The following is a 16,614-nucleotide window of genomic DNA, read 5'->3' on the forward strand; positions in this document are numbered from 1 at the left end:
CCTCTAAATTGGAGCGTTATCCCGCTCACTTTCAACTCGCTTCAGCTCTTCCTGAAAATCATGAGCAGGTAACTTGCCTGTGGCGATATATTCCCAATATGTCTGGAATGAGTTCTTCCCTGCTAGAGCACCTTCGTAAAGTTGTTTAGCAAGATTGATATCGTATTGCTGAATGACAAATTCAGGATCTACTGTAAATACATATTTGGAAGGATCCAGTTTTAGCCACTGAGCTGCGTACTTAATAGCTTGTTCGATCGCCTGAGCTGCACACATCACAATACTATGTAGACTCGCATGCTGGTCATCCTGACGTGCGCGGCGGGCCTCACCAGATTCCTGTGTATTGGTATCGATGACCTTTGCCCCTGCTTCAAGTGCTGAATTCTTCTGGGCATCCATTTCACTTTTAGTCAGCTCAATGCCATCGCCAGAGATTTCCAGATAATCACACTGTGCATCCTTAGGCAAACTCCAGACAGCCATAACACCAGTGACACTAATATCTTCGTCTCCATCAAGTCCGCTAATCCAAGGCTGAGGATGGGCTGTGTGATGAAGTGATTGAAAGTAGTCCGCACTGAGCTGGTAATACTTCAGGGCTGCTTTTGCCATGGTGAGTAATGGTACCGTACCAACTTGGGGTGAATTATCAGTGGTACCGCAGAAAACAAACGGCGTGAATGAAAGCTGGTTACCTCCAAGATCCGGAGTTTTATCTTCTTCAGTAGAACCATCAAACAAACGGACTGCTAAGGCTCCATCAATCATGGATAAAACACGATGGACGGTCTTGGTATCATGACCAAACTCATCTTCACCGTTTTCAAATTGCTCCTCGAGCACTAATAGTTTGAGATCCTTACGGCCACCAATGCTGTTTTCCTTCCAGTTAATAATAGATAAGGCATCATATAAGGCGAAGTATGGAACGCCGTTAGCATCTACATCTACCAGCAATCCACAGCGACCATATTCCAGTAACTCTAGGCAAATTCGGATAAAAAGCTGTTTAAGCCCAAATCCGTCATTGGTTGCATTCTCTATCAAGCCTTTTAATAGAGTACTTTCAATCACAATATTCGGCTCAAGCTTTGAGACTAAACCAATCATCGTGCGTAATGAATCTTGAACCCATAATGGATACTGAGCACGACTGAGATAAGCTTTATAAATCTCTCCAGTCTTATCACCCTGCTTCTCTGCTTCGATCATCCCTGCTGATTTAGGAAGATATTTGGTTTGTGCCTGTTTAATCTGCTCTTCACCAGCAACGGCGTCACGCATAACCAACCAGCTTTTTTGTGCAGCACTATACTGCGGATGTTTATCCGTAACTGCCATAAAAACACCAATAAAAAAGCACCTGAATAGGTGCGTTGTTTAAGCCATACCCCGAATCCGCCTGACCTGAACAATCCGTTTAATAATCGGGAACCGTTTCGCTAATGGATAGCCACCTGCATCACCTACGTGGTCCAAACCTGATTTCTTGTCAGGCATTCCAACGTCATCATAAATCTGCTGTTCCAGTGTCTCGGTAAACCGTGGGCACTTATAAGTATTAACCTTTAACGTCCGTTCTCCATCACCATTCAAGATCAAAGCATTCACGGCATTTAAACGGTCTTTAATGGTCGGGTTAGTATTATTCACCTCTACCCGTAAACCATGCTGCCTTAAAATGGCATGATCTGATTCACTGCTATTTTTTGATGAAGTAGATTGCCCCGCAGCATCAGGAATAATCGTAATTTCATGATCAGGGAAACGTTCAATAATCAGTTTGGCCATAGTTGGCGTATCACGAACTCCTACCAGCTCATTCAGCGCCAGAGGTTTACCGTCACGGATCACATACACCACGGCGGCCATTTTCAGAACGTTAAAGTCCATACCGATAATTAAAGGTTCATTCGGCTTAATCTCTTCATCGGTATGGTTGAGCCTACGGTCAAAATCAGGATAAACAGCACCGCTGGTTAAGTTAACGAACTGCCCACGTAAATATGCCTCAATGAGCTGAGGCGGATAGGATTCCCGTAAAGATGCAATATAGTCATCTGGTAGATTGGCCTCATTGTCATAGGTTGAAGCCTGAATCATTCCATAGAGCTTTCGTTTGGCCTCTGATTTATTCGCCTCTTTAACGAATTGCTCGTAGGTAAATTTAAAACCTTCCGGTGTAGTCGCTACATCAATACCATTCAACAAACCTGCCTGTTTAAAGCGCATACGTGCGATGATCTTACGCCATGCTTGCTGAGCTTTGTGGGTAGCCATAACATCGAGCTCATCAATCAGTGCATGACCAATCTTAAAACCGACAATTGTTGCCGGCTTCTCCATAGACCGGCAGATAATCGTGCTTCGATACTGACGACCATAATAAAGATCGACCTCTTTATTAGACTCATAGATTTTGGTCTTTAACCCCCAATCAAAAGCAACCTCATCAACTGTCGGATAAAAGATATCCCGAATCTGAGGATATGTCGGTGCAAAGTAGCCCAGCCTAACTTTGGGAAACTCCCAAGCCTTATGACATAAAGAACCACAACCCACCCAAGTTTTTCCACCACCAAATCCTGATATAAATGCCCTGAATTTGTTTTCCATTTGAAGAAATCTAGCCTGAGGCACATTCAGCGTCGGATTGATGTTCGGCATCTTTTTTACTCGCATCTACAACTTGAATAGTTACCTTGACTGGTGTTGGATCATCTGCGCCTTCACCATCGCCTGTCCTGATCTTTTCAACCTCAAGCTGCTTTAACTCAATATTTAGGAGTGTTAAGTCATGGCCCTGCATTTCTTCCCGAACCTGTTTAATCACACCTTGCTTCATTAGCCGGTTGCTCTTCCAGCCTTCATAGATCTTCTGAAGTTCTTTAATGCGATAGGCTTTATTAGCAAGTGGAATGTCATAAATATTCTTTTGGAAATCCGCTCTGGTTTTATTAAACAAAGTCACCAGTTTCTTGCTTAGGTTTTTCCCCGTTGCTTTTGTTGGGTCATATAAAGCCACCTGCTGACGTTCAATTTCGATGTTAAATTCTTGCTTTACAGCATCTGCCACCTGTTGAGGGGTTTCAAAGCAGGCAAGAGACTGAACTATAAAGATTTTTACAGGCTCTCTTAGTGTTGCCATACTTGCCCCTTCGTAAAGCTACGTAAAGCAAAACAGGCAAAAAAAAGAGCCTTATGGCTCAATTGATTACGCAGTTTCCGCAGCATTTGGAAATATCTAAATTTGAAACAAACGGCGGATTCTTCGCAACCTCAACAAGACGTTTTACGCTCTTACTTGCTCCCCACCGTTTGGTTACACCAATAAACTCTTCGACATCGTGACCAGCTAAATAGTGCTTAGGTAAACCAGTTGAACTACTAAAGAGCATTTCACCATCTTCGTCACGTTCTACACCTATATGGTAAAGCTCGTGCTCAAGCAAAGCGCAGAATTCACTATCATTAGCTTTATCGCAAAATGTGGCATCGATCGTAATCAGGTAAGTTGGTACAAATCCGAACCAGTCCCGCATCTGTTGCTCTTGTCTAGCTTTACGCCAGCCACCTACATTAAACATAACCTTTTCACACTGCCCAAGAACCATGGCTTGTTTGCTTTTAAATGCTGATGAAGCCCAAGCAAATGCCAAGAACTCTTCATTATCATGAAGCAGCTCAGCAATATGATCATGGTCTGGATTGTGAAGTGGTCCACCAAGTGTAAGAAAATTGGCAACAACCCATTCCTTTAATTCTGGTGCAGGTTTTAAACGAATTGCTTCATTCTCTTCGGCTTTATCAATCAAGTCCTGTGGAGGAAATGGTCTGATCTGCTCCATTTTCAATTCTCGCTAATTCGCTTTTTATCCAGTTGATTGCATAACCTGATTCAATTTGATGAGGTTCTAGGCGTTCAAATAAATAACCTCTATCGATAGCAAGATCATACTTACACAATACATTTGCTATCTTTCTACCACCGCGACCAACTGCCCAAGGGCTACCAGCAATTTCTATAAGTACATTCAACTTCACAATATAAAAATCGAACCGCCAATTTTTAGTTGAATCAAATTGAAATTTTCTTCGGTATCCAATTCGATGTTCTTCTAGTTCTTGAAATAGGACTTCTTCAGCTTCCAGATACTTTTCTTTAGCCTTAGGCAATGGTCTGCTTTTAGATTTTATTTTAAGTTCTTTTTTTCTTGTAAGCCAAAAGTATTCTTTATTGTCCATTTTTTCATCCATAAAAAACCTCCCGAAGGAGGTCAAGTTTATATTTTTAAATCTATTTTAGAGTTTTTGTTTTTTCCCACTCAATTTTCAATAATTTTCGGATTTCTGCTCGGAAATTATTATAATCGCTATCAATTAATCCTCGTATATTTTCACTATTATCAATTGCTAAACATTTTGGGAACTGAACTCTGATAATTTCATGAATATTACTCATTAATTGGAGAATTATTTGCTCATTAAGACCTTTAGGATTAAGTAAAAACTCAATTTTCAAAGATATTCTTGTAATATTTATACTCTCTTGAGCTGAATTTTCTAGAAACAATTCATTGTCAACTTTTACTCTTGATCTAATCTCTTGTCTTTTCTTTATATACAAACTACTCATTTTAGACAAACTTTCTAAATAGAGAGTTGAGGTATCACGTAAGTCGTTTAACCAAACCTGCCTGCTCTGAAACACCAACTCCTTTCTTTTTAGCTCTTCTTGCATTGCTAAAGATTCTTTGTTGGATTTGATCAGCTCATTTGTATTAACTTTAGCCGCTTCGATACTTGCAATAATTTGCTCGACAGTAATTTCAAATGATTTAGTTGTTAAATCAAAACTCTTTTTACCATACCACCATGCTAGGAAAACCCCCACTAAGGCAAGAATAATCCCTACCAAAGCAGCAATAACAAATGAATAAATTGCCGTTGTATCTGTAGATGCAAAAACAAATCTGGTGTTTTCATTTGTTTGAATAATTTTTTGAGGAAGCATTTGCATATTTTAGTATGTAATTAAAAAAGTAAATTAATTATATGCTGGATATTGAGTTTTTAAAGTAAAAAGCCCCGCTAATAATAGATATTTAGCGGGGCTTTTTTGCATCGTAATAAGTCCGGCAAACGATAAAACTAGTTTTTAGGTGCTCTTAAGATATCTAATAGTAATTTTGACTTTTCATGTAGATGTGAGCCTAAAGTATTTAATCATCTTTAAGGATAATCGTATCTCACCACAAGTGCAGTTCTATCGCCCAAAAGGTAGGTACTATTACCTAAATTATGAACCTCTAATTTTTTATGAGGTGGTAGGAGTTGAACAAGGAAATATCCTTCACTATTTTGATGATAGATATTTATGGTAGCTCCTGTTCTTTCTTGTACCTCTACTAATTCTTCTTCGGTACCATCTTCGTATCTAACTCGTACTTTACCCATTATTATCCCCTTAATTATTGGAAATATATTTATATCATAGAATGCAAAAAAGCCCATCTATTGATGAGCTTTTAAAATATAGCCACATTCGTGGTATCAAAATTAATTGCATTTGCAAACGCATTTCAATAAGAATCGATAAATCACATTCGTGATATTAAGTAAATTACTTACACTTCGACCACTATAACGCAAAAATAGCATTTACCCTGTACAGGGTCAAGTTCTGAAGTCCTAAACGATTCAATTATCTCAAACACCTAAGATTTTTTTAACTACAAGAGCATCATCCAAATATCCAACAATATAGTGAGGTTGGAAATACTGAGTTTTTGCCCTTAAATTCTGAATCTCTGGTTTAACATTATATGGAGGGTTCGTTAATAAATAAGCCGAAACAAAGTCATCCGTATCATAAAAGTTAAACCAATCTCCTTTTAATGAAGAGGGTTTAGCACGATCTTTGAAATAATCATAAAATACAGGGATGCCTAAAGGAGAGCCTAAAGTTACTAACCGAGAAATCTTATAAGAGGAATTTAAATGTTGTAGAGCATCCAAACAGACAGCACTACCAAGGGAATGCCCCACTAATACAATTTCTTCTTCCTTTGGATCCTCTTTTATCTTAGCCAGCAGCCTTTCTCTAACTTGTGATCTATATTGTTCATTGCCAAGAAAAAGATTTGCCTCTTTAGCAAATATCTTAAGCACCCATGTATGAAGCTTTTTAAATCTACTCGTAATCTTGATTAGTGCCTTCGCACCTTTATCTATAAAGGAATATGGAGCTAAAGTACTTTTTAAATTAACAGGAATTCCTTCAATAGGTAATGTATCCATCTCATCAGTACTATCTCCCTCCATCGAATCAGCAATATTAATTAAAATATCCTGCTCATCTAATGACATATCATTAAAGTTTTTTTCGAAAGCATGGAATCCACTGGTCTGTAAATCAAACCATACTTTATTTGAAGTCGGAATATTTAAGTATTCCTTTACCAGATCTCCATAGTAAATAAACTCAAATTTTGTTGTGGCTGGAACGTTCGGTATATGTGCCTGAAATACTCCCTCTAAGAAGGCCTCTATCCATATTTTTTTCAATGTTTCAGGATCCTTATCAGTCTGGTTGATCCCATGTACCATTATTATTTTCATGACTTTATCCTTTTAATTATATTGAAATTTTATTATATTCTTTTAAATATTAAGTGCAAACATAAGCCAGTTCAAAGCATAATATTTATATTGAACTCATCTAAAATAGTTTGAATGAAATCTCTAGAAGTCGTTGCCGCAGTCATCCAACACCAGGATAAAATTTTATGTGCACTTAAAGGTGAGCATAAGTACCCCTATTTATCGAATAAGTATGAATTCCCAGGCGGCAAAGTCGAAGCTGAAGAAACACTCGAGCAAGCACTCATTCGAGAAATTAAAGAAGAGCTCAACCTGGATATTGAAGTAATAGAGTATCTATTAACTGTAGAGCACGCCTACCCCAACTTTAATATCGAGTTGGCCACTTTTATGTGCGTGACTAAGACTATTGAAGAATTGGCTTTAAGTGAGCACCAGGATGTACAATGGTGCACTATCGATGAATTAGAACAGCTCGACTGGGCTGCGGCTGATATCCCCATCGTGAAATACTTACTTGATAATAAGACTGCAGCATGTTGAAAGATTTTAGACAATTAAAACCAGGTACCATTTTAGATAATGCTGGATTACGTGATTACTTCCTTTGCTCACCTCAGGGCGGAATGCGTCGCTCTAAAAAGACCAATACCCTTATCATTGTTTCCAACCATGTCGAGTCCATCTATGAAGATCGATGGATTGGTGATGAGCTGCATTACACCGGGATGGGCCAGCTCGGTGACCAAGGATTAATAAGTCAAAATAGAACATTAGCTGAAAGCCAAACTAACGGCGTGTCTGTCCATCTTTTTGAAGTTTTTGTCGATAAAGAATATATCTACCAAGGTCCTGTTACTCTCGTAGCAGATCCATATCAAAAGATCCAACCTGATGCTAATAAACAAGATCGGTTAGTCTGGATATTCCCGGTTAAATTGTCTGATTCAAATACGGCGATTAGCGTAGAGACCATAGAGCGAACTAGTCAGAAAAAGCAACGCAAGTATAAGAAGAAATCAATTGAGCAATTGATGGCAGATGCTCACGCTACAGCACAAACGCAAGTTAGCTACCGTAATACCAAATCAAAATACTTTATCCGTTCCGACGCAATTGCCCAGCTTGCTAAGCGTTTAGCGAATGGCATTTGTCAGCTCTGTGAACAGCCTGCCCCTTTTAAAGACCAAAATGGTGAGCCCTACCTTGAAACTCACCATATTGAATGGTTAGCGCACGGTGGACCAGACACCGTCGAAAATACGGTAGCGCTTTGCCCGAATTGCCATAAGAAAATGCATGTCGTAAATGCTGAGGCTGATCGCTCAAAACTTAAAGGAATAAATCAACCTTGATTTATTCCCACTCAATAAAAGTCTAATCAGAGTAAGTCTTATATTAAGGTTTCATAGACTAAAAACCGATATGATTATAAAACACTCAATTGCAAGAATCATTGCTATTGCAAAAAACCGATGACTATTATGGGTTAATTTCTTAAAAAATAAACTTAATGAACGAATAGCAATTACAGTATAGGTACTAGCGACAATAGAGGTTATAACAATAAAGCCACCAACTAATCCCCTTAAACTCATAAAATTTGAAACCCATATGGAAAAAATTAATACAAAAGCAAGAGTAACAATTAAAATAAGATTAAATTTTAGCCAATACGATGCCTTCTTACCATCAAGAATTCCAGATAAAATGATAGAAAATACAATAGTTAAACAAATAATAAAAAACCAATGAATAAATTTTTCATCAAAATTAAATTTATAATTTTTTTCTATGACATGAAATATTAGCATCACCGAAGCAAACAATGGAAAAAGTGTAACTTGTGCGCACACTTCCCTTGTTACTTCTGCATCGAACTCTTCAGAAATAACATTAGCAGTCAATTTATTATTTAATTGACTAACTGGCGTATTTACATTGTTACTTTTTAATGTAAATGACCTAACGTTTTCTATTTCATCATCATTTTTTTTCAACTTATAAAATGGCTTTGTCTCATTTTTCACTCTTTCCCAGTCATGCTTTAAAAGTAATGAAATTTTAAATTGAAGCTGCTTTTTCAAATTAATGATATCATTTTGGTTTGACTCTAAAAGCTTATCTAACAATTCTAGTATATTACGATCATACCTATCTATTATATTTATTCTTGAAATAAACTGTGCTCTAATCTCAAGTTTTTTCTCATCATTTAAAGTTTTTACATCAAGCGAGCTTACCTCTTCCAACCACTTGCGTAGATATGTACGCCATTCTTTACGTTCTTTCGTAATACACTCAATTTCTATCACTCTTTCATCTTTTCTTAATTTAAGAAAAGAAATGATCCAACCAATAAAAATCGTAATAGCACTACCAAATGCGGCCCAAGAGAACGAAGAAATATCCAAATTCACACCTAATTTCAATAAATTTAATAATTTAACTTTATGTCTATTCTAAATATTCAAAATTTCTATATTTTTCAAATACTTTATATAACCCCTTACTCTTCAAATAGCTATCTGCAATTTTTTCTTCAATAAAGGATAATGAAACAAAGTTGTTTTTGAATATTTCATCATAAGTTTTTAGAAAAACAAAATAGTTCTTCGATATATCAAATATTAATTTATCTAATTCCTCCTCCTTAATTTTATATTTTACAATCTCAGAATTATTAATTTTAGTATGCAACATTCCTGTAGAAGAGTAAGAGAATGGTGAATTATCAAAATGTAAAAGACCTGAAGATTCTAAATATTTAGCTTGGATATAACTTAAATCAAAAGCCTCATTCACTACTTCACCAAAAAAACTAACACCATTGTCTATCTTTTTTAATATAAGTATTAGTTTTTTTTCATCAATTGAAGAAAATAAATCAATAGAAGGTAAAAAATTATTAACAATTCGAATAAAAGCTAATAGTTCAATATGAGCTTTAGTTAGTTTATCTATTACAGTGACGGCCTGATTACATATTAAATTATCAAAATCATTTGAAGTCTTAGATATCCTATTCTGAATTAGCTCAATTAATATTTCTGTATGTGCTTTATCTCCATTTCTAGCAATTTTTGTCACAACATCATTCAAAAGAAACTGAACGTCAGGATCTGAAAATTTATCAATTAGAATTGTCTCAACATTCTCTTCAATTTCTTTTTTTAATCTTTTAGCAAAAATTTCTATATTTTGTTCTGCCTGTTGTGCAGCAGCATCCCTTAATCGTGGAAAATTTGACTCAAAGAGTCCTAAACAATAGATCTCAACTTCCTTTGGCTTCAATCCCTGTTCAATAGTCAAATTCTGAATTACATCTGCTTGTACAGCTGTGGAATTATTTTCAGCAGCTTGTTTTTTATTTATCCACATTATCGTTTCCATCTTTATTAATAGTTATATTACCAATACTGTCAGCTTGAATTCCTATAGAGCGATTTGAAATATTTTGACTCTTATGAGCGATAGTTTCTTTATCTTTAGGAATTTTAAAGCTCATTAAGAAAGCTATAACTGTAGTTACTAGTGTTCCCGAAGAATCAAACCCTGGTTCTGATAGTGCCCACAAAGTTGCTAAAAGCATACTTATACCTGAAGCAAGAATAATAATTAATCTAAACATTACAAACTCACAAAAAATATTTATATATTAACTTGTAAAACATTTTTAAAAATCTAAATCTTCCCAAATGTCAACTGTTCTATGTTCTTGCTCATCTAAACAAAAAATGCATAAGTATTTATTTTTCTTCCTTTTATATTGTACAGTTCCTACACAATAATCAATATGTTTCGTATCGAAAAACTCAGATTTCATCATTATGGATATACAATTTTTGCAAAAGAAACTTTCTCGTTCCTTATCAAAATCAAAGCAATCTTTAACCATTTCTGAAGAACATGACGATATTGCACCAGCTAATTCATAATGTGTCTGAAGCATTTCAAAAATTTCTCCAGGCTCACCATCAATTAATTTATGCCCCCCATCTGAATGGGCTGACTTATATCGATACCGATGCTGTATCCAATGTAACCCGTTAAAATTCAATTCCTTGTGTGCAGTTATGATACTTTTAAAAATTAGCTCTGGGCTTATATCCGATTTTTTATCAACCGTATGCATAAACATATTACGTAAGCTTCTAATTTCTTGAAACCATGGTGCAAAACTATTACTAAGTTTTTTATCAGAAAAAGTTTCATAAACCCTAATTAAATCCTGCGCATCTATGGTATGAAATTGTGAAAAGGACATGTCTCCATTTTTATCTAATTTTGGAAGATTTTTTGCAGTATTAGCTATCAATAGGTAGGGAGATATTTCAGCAATTAAACCTTTAAGCCGAAACTCTACAGATTGTATAACAAGAATAAATGCTGAAATAAGTTTAGGTCTAGCAAAATCCCAATACTTATAACAATTATCTTCTTCTTCCTTTGAAGTCTCACAAGCATCTGAATAGTAAATATAATCATATGCAAGATTAGCTACTTTTTCCCATGCTTCCTGAACCATGTGATCAGCAGTTATATAAAAATCTTCTTTTGTGGGAATATCCAATATCATCTTAAATTTAACTAATCTATTGAAAAGCTCACTTTCGTGAGCTTTGTAATTAAAAACTGATTCTTCGGAATTTTATCGCTTAATACTTCTTTCTTCATATGATATATGAGGAGCTGGTACTTCAGGCGGAACTGGAGGTTGAGGAGAATTTTGGGAGTTCATTATGATCTACTCTGTTTGATAGGAATGTTATTAATTTCGCTTTCACCAATTTCAGGAGCTGGCTTCTCAGGAGGAACTGGTATAGGTTGGGTAGACATTTTATTATCAAAATTTATTTAAGATAAAAGTAATTATAAATGCTAAAAAAATTAAAGAACAACATAAAATTTCTGCAAACGCCTTTTTTAGATAAGCTGCTTTCTCATTATTAATTTTTTTATAACTTGCAACAACTTCATCAATTCTGTCTGATAGCCCCATATAGACTGTTTCTTTTTCATTCTCTTGCACATATTCTTTAATTCCTGTTTTAGGAATTTCACCCAATTTGTTGATTTTTAAGCATAAGAATAACCATCTTAAAACTGGAAAAATTGCAATAACGAATATTATTAATAGTATTAGAGATGCATAATACATTACACCTCTTGTTTCTATCGGTTGCGTTTCAGTTAGGTAAGTACGACACAATACTGTAGTCACCGTTAAGAATAAAGTAATAAATGTCAGATACTTGGATGCTTTATTCTCCAACTCCTTATAGTTATCACGTAAAATATCCAGATGATATTTTTTGTATTCGTATAAAAACTTATACTTTTCTGAATCATATTCTTTATCTTTTTTATCAATACTTTCCACTATTAGCTCCAGACACCTTACTAAGATAATATTTTATCTAAAGATACACTATAAACCCATATCGACAATGCAACGCTGCCAAACCGCACTTAACGTCTTGTCTGGCATCATTTTGAGTACGATCTTCATTGGCCATCTCAGGCCATGACTGACCACGGAAGTAACGATCAATAATCGCATCCATCCATTCATCCATAACTTCACTCTGCCCCATTAAATCTAAAATTAAACGCTGTACTGCACGGGCTTCATTGTCATCAATCTGGCACTGGGCTTTAGATTTAGTTTTACGGAATGGATCTGATTCACTCACAAAGTAATTGGCGATGATTTCTCTTTGTTTCTTCTTACCTAATCGTTTTAAATGGCGCTGCTTTTCAACTTGTACCATCGCTGATGCAATTGGGTTGCTATATGCGCCTGAAGGGATACCGGTAAAACTCTTTTGATCTAGCCATGCACCGAACTGATATAACCAACCTTCCAAATCGAACCGAGACCAATCCACTGAGTGCATTACATGCTTCTTATCGATCATTAGTGTCATTCATTTCCCCCAACCATTTTCTCTATCTGCTGAACCGCTAAACCTGACTTCACTTGCTCTGTACTGAACCGTAAAACTGTAAAACCCATCATTGCCGCCGAGTTATATTTCTCCATATCCCCGATATAACCTTTGCCTCTTGTGTGACGGCCACCGCCTGCCATCCAAATCCCGCCCTCAACCTCTACCAAAATCTTTGTACCGTTAATTAGAAAATCGGCTCTCCATTTACGTTTCGGATGGAATTTATATTCCTGCTCAAAACTGATCTTGCATGCTCTCAAGTGCGTGGCCAGTACCGCCTCACCTTCACTTGGTTCCCGTGTTTGCTTTGCTGAACGACGTTTCTTTGTCTTCACTGGAAATAATTCACGGTATTCAGCTAAACTCATGCTAGACATCCAAACCCCTTTCAAAAGCGTAGATCTCACTATGTAAGAGCGCTACGTTGACATGGTAGAGGTCTGTCATGCTGCCCCCTGCAATGAGCCTTTGAAGCCAACTTGCTTGAGATACGGTTCCCATTGTTTGGCCTGAGCTGGATCACTGAGTTTCACGGCGATACGCGCTGCAAGTTGATCGTAGCTTTCCCCTGCAGCTGCAAACTGACTTGCGAACTCAGGATGTTGTGAGAGTTTTTGAGCGAAGGTATGAACCTGTTTGTCGCTGAGTTTTTCTTGAGCGCTCGGCGCGCCTCGTACTGACGACCCTGAATTCCGGAAACCTGTCTGTTCACGTGCTTGGTATTTTCCACATGCGTTGATTAACCAATCTGCAAAGTGGTAATGCATGAGCTCATCACAAAGATTCTTCTCTGCGTTGTAGAGTTCAAATGCTCGAAGCTCCCGATCAAACCAAGTCGCGTTTTTGATCTGCTCGTAAGTTTCCTGATCAGTTGCCAAGCGAATTTCTTCACCAAGTTTTTTCAAACTCAACCATGTTTTTTTATTTTTAGATTCTTCTGATAGATTCTTTAAAAGATTCCGTGTCCCAACGTTGGGACCCTTTACCGGAATTGTTGGGACTCTTTCATGAAATTGTTGGAACTGTTCCACTGTTGGGACTGTTCCAACGTTGGTACTCTTTCCATCTAAATTTTCACCTTCTAACGGTCCCATTGTTGGGACTGTATCTTCACGACCAACTACACCGTTCAAGCGGTAAACGACCACCTGTTTTGTCTGACCTTTGCGCTCTCCAGTATCAGTAATTAATCCATCATCGGAGAGCTCGGCAAGTATCTTCATTACAGTTTTTCTGTCAATTTTGCAGTCTGCGGCTAAGCGTTTAGCGCTTGGATAACAGGTATGATCCTCACTTGCGCGATCAGCCATAGATAGCAAAACAACCAGTTTTAAGGCAGGTAATGAACCGCCTTTCTTTGTCGGGATATGAACTTTCCAAGCCCAATTAGTGGCATCTAGACTCATTTATCCTCCTCGTCTGGTTCATCGTATTTGGTACCTTTCGATGAATTGCATGACTTACACATTGTTTGGAGGTTTTCTATTGACGAGCCACCGCCTAAAATCTCTGGTTTAATATGATCAAGTGTTAAATTCTTCTGAACGCCACACGTAACGCACTTAAACCCGTCTCGTTCGTAAACCTCAAGGCGAAGTTTCATACCGATTTTCTTTTTCATATATTTTTGTGAGTGTTTTTCAGTTTTCCGCCCAAAAAGATCTCGGCCATATTGCGCCTTGTGAACAACTTCTAAAATCATGTTTGCGCATAAGTTGCATAAAATAACCTCAGGGTTAATTTTGCTGTAATAATCGACTGCGTACTCTTCTTCGCAATATTGGCAAATTACAAAATCTTCTTTCATGTTTTAGCTCCTATAAAATGAGCTTTAATTACAACATGAAAAGAATTGGGTACGAACTTACTCATATTTCTGCTCCCGCCATTTCAATATTTGCAATGCCCAATTGAGAGGTATAAATTGGTAAAAGGATTGATATAAAAAGAATGAACAAAAATGAATAAAGATACTGAACAACATCAAGATTCTAAGACGTGCAAAGAACTTAAAAATAAACAAACCAATTACGTTGAAGTCATTATCAAAGTTCATCCAGATTCTGTAGATAAGTTGATTACGCTTATTAAGAAAACTGACGCAGATATTCAGGGCATTGAAGTTCGAAATGGTTAAATAACTACTCATGACACCTCCGCCCGCGCTAATTCTTCTGCATTTAATCGACGCTTTAATTGGTTTTCTGCAACGGTGGCATGACGTATATACCTCACTCCAGATGTCCAAACTTTTCCGTTGATGTCAGTCATAGAGACATGATCACCAAGAAAGTCACTTTTTATTTCTATGATGCAGAAAATACTATCGCTACCAAGCGGCCCTATAATGTGGTTTTGAATAACCACCATGTCACCTACTACAAATTCTTGTGAGTTGAGTTCGATTGGTTGTTCTGCTAAATTAGTTTGCATATTCATGGGTTCCTAAATTTGTGAATTGAAACCACTCCTGTTCGCGCAGGTAGTGGTTTTTTAATATCCAAATTCTTCTAAGCGTGGAGCTATAGAAGCATGTTGGAAATCATTTACTTCCGATGCCCTATTCATAGAAAGCCGAGCAAGATAAAAAATTGAATCCACAAACTGCTTGTCATAACACTCATAGTTTTCTGGAATGATTTTTAGCCCAAGTAAATCCAACAATGTGCAACAGTTTTCAATTTCAGTTAAGTCATTGCTTTTCTTTTCATTTTTGATTCTTGATAAGGCGGTTGGATCTAGTCCTAAATCACTTGCTAAATCTTTATTGCTTGTAGATGCAAGGCGCTGCAATACAAGAGCAATTGAATTTCTAGACCTTGCGCTCAGGTTTTCACATACTTTGCTCATGGTGACTCCTAGACTGCACTAGTCTTTCTAAGAAAAAAGTCAAATATGCTTTTGTGGGTTAGTTTCTTGTTGCTTGCATCTACCATTTTTTGAATGGTTTCCATGCTTGGTTTTTTTCGACCATGGATAAGATGAGACTCCATATATCTATAAGAAATTTTTGTGGTTTCACAAAATTGGATGCGTTGATCTTTATCAAGACCACGCCAGAAATCATAAAGAGTTACCATGGATACACCTAAAGGGTAAATTAAATATAAATATACCCTCTAGGTAAATATTATTCAACCTATCAGGGTATTTATTTTTTCTACCTGTAGGGTATTTTTGAAATATGACTTATAGGTGTTCTTGTAATGGCTGAACTAAAGACAATTCATGAAATTAGATTTCTTAATGCAAAGAGACTAATGGAAGAATCCGGTCTCAAACGTAAAGAGTTTGCTGAGAAGATTGATATGTCATATAGCTTGCTGAGTCAGTATTTAGGTAAAAACCCGACCAAAAATATTGGGGATGACACAGCTATAAAAATTGAAGATGCATTTAGTAAACCGCGTGGTTATCTTGATCAGTCTGACTTGTCTAACTTAACCACTCAAAAAAATGTGGATGTTGTTGCATTTAAAAAATTTGATATAGAAGCATTTAAGAAAAAATACAATATTCCCGATAATGAAGACGCTATTAAGTTTGTAGAGACCCCACTTAAGTCATTCCCACGTCAAAAAAGATATGTTCCTGTTAAGGCCTATTCAAAAATGGGGATGGATGGCTATTTCACGGATATGGGCTATGAAGGAAATGGTGGGGATGGTTATATACCTACTCACGCAGCTGGTGAAAAAGCATATGGTATCAAAGGAACTGGTGACTCCATGTTCCCTGCTATCCGCAATGGTTGGTATGTAGTATGTGATCCCGATGCAGAGCTGGTACCTATGGAATTTGTTCAGGTTTGCCTTAAAGACGGACGATGCACAATTAAAGAGTTTATTGGTATACAAAACGATGTATTAAGCTTAATAGCAGTGAATGGTGGTGAACGTCTCACATTTAATATGGATGAGGTTGAAAGCATTACAGCTATCACAGACATTGTGCCACCTAGTCAACACAAGCATGATCACCCCAATGGCTACTAAAATGATTGAAGGATTTTTCGACTCTAAATTTCAAGAAAATCAACATGTCAATAATTTGT

24 protein-coding genes are annotated in these 16,614 nt (G+C 36.7%); 4 read left to right on the forward strand and 20 right to left on the reverse strand.

Annotated features, from left to right (window positions below):
• Positions 1-3 precede the first annotated feature (3 nt).
• From F936_RS10375 to F936_RS10410, 8 genes are all read right to left on the reverse strand, one after another.
• Positions 4-1,344, reverse strand: a complete 1,341-nt coding sequence (locus tag F936_RS10375) for a DUF4055 domain-containing protein (protein WP_005047276.1) — start codon at positions 1,342-1,344, stop codon at positions 4-6.
• Positions 1,345-1,383: 39 nt separating this feature from the next.
• Positions 1,384-2,670 carry a terminase large subunit domain-containing protein gene (locus tag F936_RS10380; protein ID WP_005047277.1) on the reverse strand — a complete coding sequence of 429 codons (1,287 nt, stop codon included), beginning with the start codon at positions 2,668-2,670 and terminating at the stop codon, positions 1,384-1,386.
• On the reverse strand, positions 2,630-3,151 hold the full coding sequence (locus F936_RS10385) for a DUF2280 domain-containing protein (RefSeq protein WP_005047278.1): 522 nt from the start codon (positions 3,149-3,151) through the stop codon (positions 2,630-2,632). Before F936_RS10385 ends, F936_RS10380 begins: the two co-directional genes overlap by 41 nt.
• 58 nt (positions 3,152-3,209) lie before the next feature.
• The gene (locus F936_RS10390) at positions 3,210-3,851 is read right to left on the reverse strand and encodes a putative metallopeptidase (protein ID WP_005047280.1); all 642 of its coding nucleotides are present in this window, start codon (positions 3,849-3,851) and stop codon (positions 3,210-3,212) included.
• Positions 3,811-4,248: a hypothetical protein gene (locus tag F936_RS10395; RefSeq protein ID WP_026055627.1), complete on the reverse strand. Its 438-nt coding sequence runs from the start codon at positions 4,246-4,248 to the stop codon at positions 3,811-3,813. The genes F936_RS10390 and F936_RS10395 overlap by 41 nt, the downstream gene beginning before the upstream one ends.
• 52 nt (positions 4,249-4,300) lie before the next feature.
• Entirely contained in the window at positions 4,301-5,023 is a 723-nt protein-coding gene (locus F936_RS10400) for a hypothetical protein (protein ID WP_005047283.1), read from the reverse strand.
• Between the two features lie 212 nt (positions 5,024-5,235).
• The gene (locus tag F936_RS10405; RefSeq protein ID WP_005047284.1) at positions 5,236-5,460 is read right to left on the reverse strand and encodes a ubiquitin family protein; all 225 of its coding nucleotides are present in this window, start codon (positions 5,458-5,460) and stop codon (positions 5,236-5,238) included.
• A gap of 252 nt (positions 5,461-5,712) precedes the next feature.
• Positions 5,713-6,624, reverse strand: a complete 912-nt coding sequence (locus F936_RS10410) for an esterase/lipase family protein (protein WP_005047285.1) — start codon at positions 6,622-6,624, stop codon at positions 5,713-5,715.
• Between the two features lie 114 nt (positions 6,625-6,738).
• Between F936_RS10410 and F936_RS10415 the strand changes: the two genes are divergently transcribed.
• Both F936_RS10415 and F936_RS10420 read left to right on the forward strand, forming a co-directional pair.
• Complete coding sequence (locus F936_RS10415; protein WP_005047286.1) at positions 6,739-7,149, forward strand: (deoxy)nucleoside triphosphate pyrophosphohydrolase; 411 nt, start codon at positions 6,739-6,741, stop codon at positions 7,147-7,149.
• On the forward strand, positions 7,143-7,961 hold the full coding sequence (locus F936_RS10420; RefSeq protein WP_005047289.1) for an HNH endonuclease: 819 nt from the start codon (positions 7,143-7,145) through the stop codon (positions 7,959-7,961). The genes F936_RS10415 and F936_RS10420 overlap by 7 nt, the downstream gene beginning before the upstream one ends.
• A gap of 51 nt (positions 7,962-8,012) precedes the next feature.
• On the opposite strand, the gene F936_RS10425 is transcribed toward F936_RS10420, so the two are convergent.
• The 9 genes from F936_RS10425 to F936_RS10465 all read right to left on the reverse strand — a co-directional run bounded on the left by F936_RS10425 (position 8,013) and on the right by F936_RS10465 (position 14,367).
• The gene (locus F936_RS10425) at positions 8,013-9,026 is read right to left on the reverse strand and encodes a hypothetical protein (RefSeq protein ID WP_016802211.1); all 1,014 of its coding nucleotides are present in this window, start codon (positions 9,024-9,026) and stop codon (positions 8,013-8,015) included.
• Positions 9,027-9,063: 37 nt separating this feature from the next.
• Positions 9,064-9,987, reverse strand: a complete 924-nt coding sequence (locus F936_RS10430; RefSeq protein ID WP_005047293.1) for an LPO_1073/Vpar_1526 family protein — start codon at positions 9,985-9,987, stop codon at positions 9,064-9,066.
• The gene (locus F936_RS10435) at positions 9,974-10,237 is read right to left on the reverse strand and encodes a hypothetical protein (protein WP_005047294.1); all 264 of its coding nucleotides are present in this window, start codon (positions 10,235-10,237) and stop codon (positions 9,974-9,976) included. The genes F936_RS10430 and F936_RS10435 overlap by 14 nt, the downstream gene beginning before the upstream one ends.
• Before the next feature lie 45 nt (positions 10,238-10,282).
• The gene (locus F936_RS10440) at positions 10,283-11,185 is read right to left on the reverse strand and encodes a hypothetical protein (RefSeq protein WP_005047295.1); all 903 of its coding nucleotides are present in this window, start codon (positions 11,183-11,185) and stop codon (positions 10,283-10,285) included.
• A gap of 267 nt (positions 11,186-11,452) precedes the next feature.
• The gene (locus tag F936_RS10445) at positions 11,453-11,989 is read right to left on the reverse strand and encodes a hypothetical protein (RefSeq protein WP_005047296.1); all 537 of its coding nucleotides are present in this window, start codon (positions 11,987-11,989) and stop codon (positions 11,453-11,455) included.
• Between the two features lie 37 nt (positions 11,990-12,026).
• Positions 12,027-12,536, reverse strand: a complete 510-nt coding sequence (locus F936_RS10450) for a P-loop NTPase family protein (RefSeq protein WP_005047297.1) — start codon at positions 12,534-12,536, stop codon at positions 12,027-12,029.
• Positions 12,533-12,937 (reverse strand): DUF559 domain-containing protein, encoded by a 405-nt coding sequence (locus F936_RS10455; RefSeq protein ID WP_005047298.1) that lies wholly within the window; start codon positions 12,935-12,937, stop codon positions 12,533-12,535. Before F936_RS10455 ends, F936_RS10450 begins: the two co-directional genes overlap by 4 nt.
• A 66-nt stretch (positions 12,938-13,003) precedes the next feature.
• Entirely contained in the window at positions 13,004-13,966 is a 963-nt protein-coding gene (locus F936_RS10460) for a helix-turn-helix domain-containing protein (RefSeq protein ID WP_005047299.1), read from the reverse strand.
• The gene (locus F936_RS10465; protein WP_005047300.1) at positions 13,963-14,367 is read right to left on the reverse strand and encodes an HNH endonuclease; all 405 of its coding nucleotides are present in this window, start codon (positions 14,365-14,367) and stop codon (positions 13,963-13,965) included. The genes F936_RS10460 and F936_RS10465 overlap by 4 nt, the downstream gene beginning before the upstream one ends.
• A 153-nt stretch (positions 14,368-14,520) precedes the next feature.
• Between F936_RS10465 and F936_RS19330 the strand changes: the two genes are divergently transcribed.
• Complete coding sequence (locus F936_RS19330; RefSeq protein ID WP_005047301.1) at positions 14,521-14,697, forward strand: hypothetical protein; 177 nt, start codon at positions 14,521-14,523, stop codon at positions 14,695-14,697.
• A gap of 8 nt (positions 14,698-14,705) precedes the next feature.
• On the opposite strand, the gene F936_RS10470 is transcribed toward F936_RS19330, so the two are convergent.
• Genes F936_RS10470 through F936_RS19540 form a run of 3 tightly spaced genes read right to left on the reverse strand, consistent with a single transcriptional unit; the run spans position 14,706 to position 15,640 of the window.
• Positions 14,706-14,993, reverse strand: coding sequence for a hypothetical protein (locus F936_RS10470; protein ID WP_005047303.1), 288 nt, complete (start codon positions 14,991-14,993; stop codon positions 14,706-14,708).
• 60 nt (positions 14,994-15,053) lie between these two features.
• Positions 15,054-15,410 carry a hypothetical protein gene (locus F936_RS10475; RefSeq protein WP_005047304.1) on the reverse strand — a complete coding sequence of 119 codons (357 nt, stop codon included), beginning with the start codon at positions 15,408-15,410 and terminating at the stop codon, positions 15,054-15,056.
• An 8-nt stretch (positions 15,411-15,418) separates the two neighbouring features.
• Positions 15,419-15,640 (reverse strand): hypothetical protein, encoded by a 222-nt coding sequence (locus F936_RS19540; protein ID WP_005047306.1) that lies wholly within the window; start codon positions 15,638-15,640, stop codon positions 15,419-15,421.
• Positions 15,641-15,766: 126 nt separating this feature from the next.
• Here F936_RS19540 and F936_RS10485 point away from each other — a divergent pair, with 126 nt between their 5' ends.
• On the forward strand, positions 15,767-16,555 hold the full coding sequence (locus F936_RS10485) for a LexA family transcriptional regulator (RefSeq protein ID WP_005047308.1): 789 nt from the start codon (positions 15,767-15,769) through the stop codon (positions 16,553-16,555).
• The last annotated feature ends 59 nt before the right edge of the window (positions 16,556-16,614 follow it).

The organism is Acinetobacter calcoaceticus DSM 30006 = CIP 81.8, from assembly GCF_000368965.1.
GTDB lineage: Bacteria > Pseudomonadota > Gammaproteobacteria > Pseudomonadales > Moraxellaceae > Acinetobacter > Acinetobacter calcoaceticus.

Excerpts from the sequence above, each read along its gene's own strand:
- F936_RS10410 (WP_005047285.1), bottom strand. The coding sequence starts at position 6,624 with ATGAAAATAATAATGGTACATGGGATCAACCAGACTGATAAGGATCCT.
- F936_RS10435 (WP_005047294.1), bottom strand. The coding sequence starts at position 10,237 with ATGTTTAGATTAATTATTATTCTTGCTTCAGGTATAAGTATGCTTTTA.
- F936_RS19540 (WP_005047306.1), bottom strand. The coding sequence starts at position 15,640 with ATGGTAACTCTTTATGATTTCTGGCGTGGTCTTGATAAAGATCAACGC.
- F936_RS10385 (WP_005047278.1), bottom strand. The coding sequence starts at position 3,151 with ATGGCAACACTAAGAGAGCCTGTAAAAATCTTTATAGTTCAGTCTCTT.
- F936_RS10470 (WP_005047303.1), bottom strand. The coding sequence starts at position 14,993 with ATGCAAACTAATTTAGCAGAACAACCAATCGAACTCAACTCACAAGAA.
- F936_RS10380 (WP_005047277.1), bottom strand. The coding sequence starts at position 2,670 with ATGCCGAACATCAATCCGACGCTGAATGTGCCTCAGGCTAGATTTCTT.
- F936_RS10400 (WP_005047283.1), bottom strand. The coding sequence starts at position 5,023 with ATGCAAATGCTTCCTCAAAAAATTATTCAAACAAATGAAAACACCAGA.
- F936_RS19330 (WP_005047301.1), top strand. The coding sequence starts at position 14,521 with ATGAATAAAGATACTGAACAACATCAAGATTCTAAGACGTGCAAAGAA.
- F936_RS10460 (WP_005047299.1), bottom strand. The coding sequence starts at position 13,966 with ATGAGTCTAGATGCCACTAATTGGGCTTGGAAAGTTCATATCCCGACA.
- F936_RS10430 (WP_005047293.1), bottom strand. The coding sequence starts at position 9,987 with ATGTGGATAAATAAAAAACAAGCTGCTGAAAATAATTCCACAGCTGTA.
- F936_RS10420 (WP_005047289.1), top strand. The coding sequence starts at position 7,143 with ATGTTGAAAGATTTTAGACAATTAAAACCAGGTACCATTTTAGATAAT.
- F936_RS10375 (WP_005047276.1), bottom strand. The coding sequence starts at position 1,344 with ATGGCAGTTACGGATAAACATCCGCAGTATAGTGCTGCACAAAAAAGC.
- F936_RS10390 (WP_005047280.1), bottom strand. The coding sequence starts at position 3,851 with ATGGAGCAGATCAGACCATTTCCTCCACAGGACTTGATTGATAAAGCC.
- F936_RS10405 (WP_005047284.1), bottom strand. The coding sequence starts at position 5,460 with ATGGGTAAAGTACGAGTTAGATACGAAGATGGTACCGAAGAAGAATTA.
- F936_RS10395 (WP_026055627.1), bottom strand. The coding sequence starts at position 4,248 with ATGGACAATAAAGAATACTTTTGGCTTACAAGAAAAAAAGAACTTAAA.
- F936_RS10440 (WP_005047295.1), bottom strand. The coding sequence starts at position 11,185 with ATGATATTGGATATTCCCACAAAAGAAGATTTTTATATAACTGCTGAT.
- F936_RS10455 (WP_005047298.1), bottom strand. The coding sequence starts at position 12,937 with ATGTCTAGCATGAGTTTAGCTGAATACCGTGAATTATTTCCAGTGAAG.
- F936_RS10450 (WP_005047297.1), bottom strand. The coding sequence starts at position 12,536 with ATGACACTAATGATCGATAAGAAGCATGTAATGCACTCAGTGGATTGG.
- F936_RS10465 (WP_005047300.1), bottom strand. The coding sequence starts at position 14,367 with ATGAAAGAAGATTTTGTAATTTGCCAATATTGCGAAGAAGAGTACGCA.
- F936_RS10415 (WP_005047286.1), top strand. The coding sequence starts at position 6,739 with ATGAAATCTCTAGAAGTCGTTGCCGCAGTCATCCAACACCAGGATAAA.
- F936_RS10485 (WP_005047308.1), top strand. The coding sequence starts at position 15,767 with ATGGCTGAACTAAAGACAATTCATGAAATTAGATTTCTTAATGCAAAG.
- F936_RS10475 (WP_005047304.1), bottom strand. The coding sequence starts at position 15,410 with ATGAGCAAAGTATGTGAAAACCTGAGCGCAAGGTCTAGAAATTCAATT.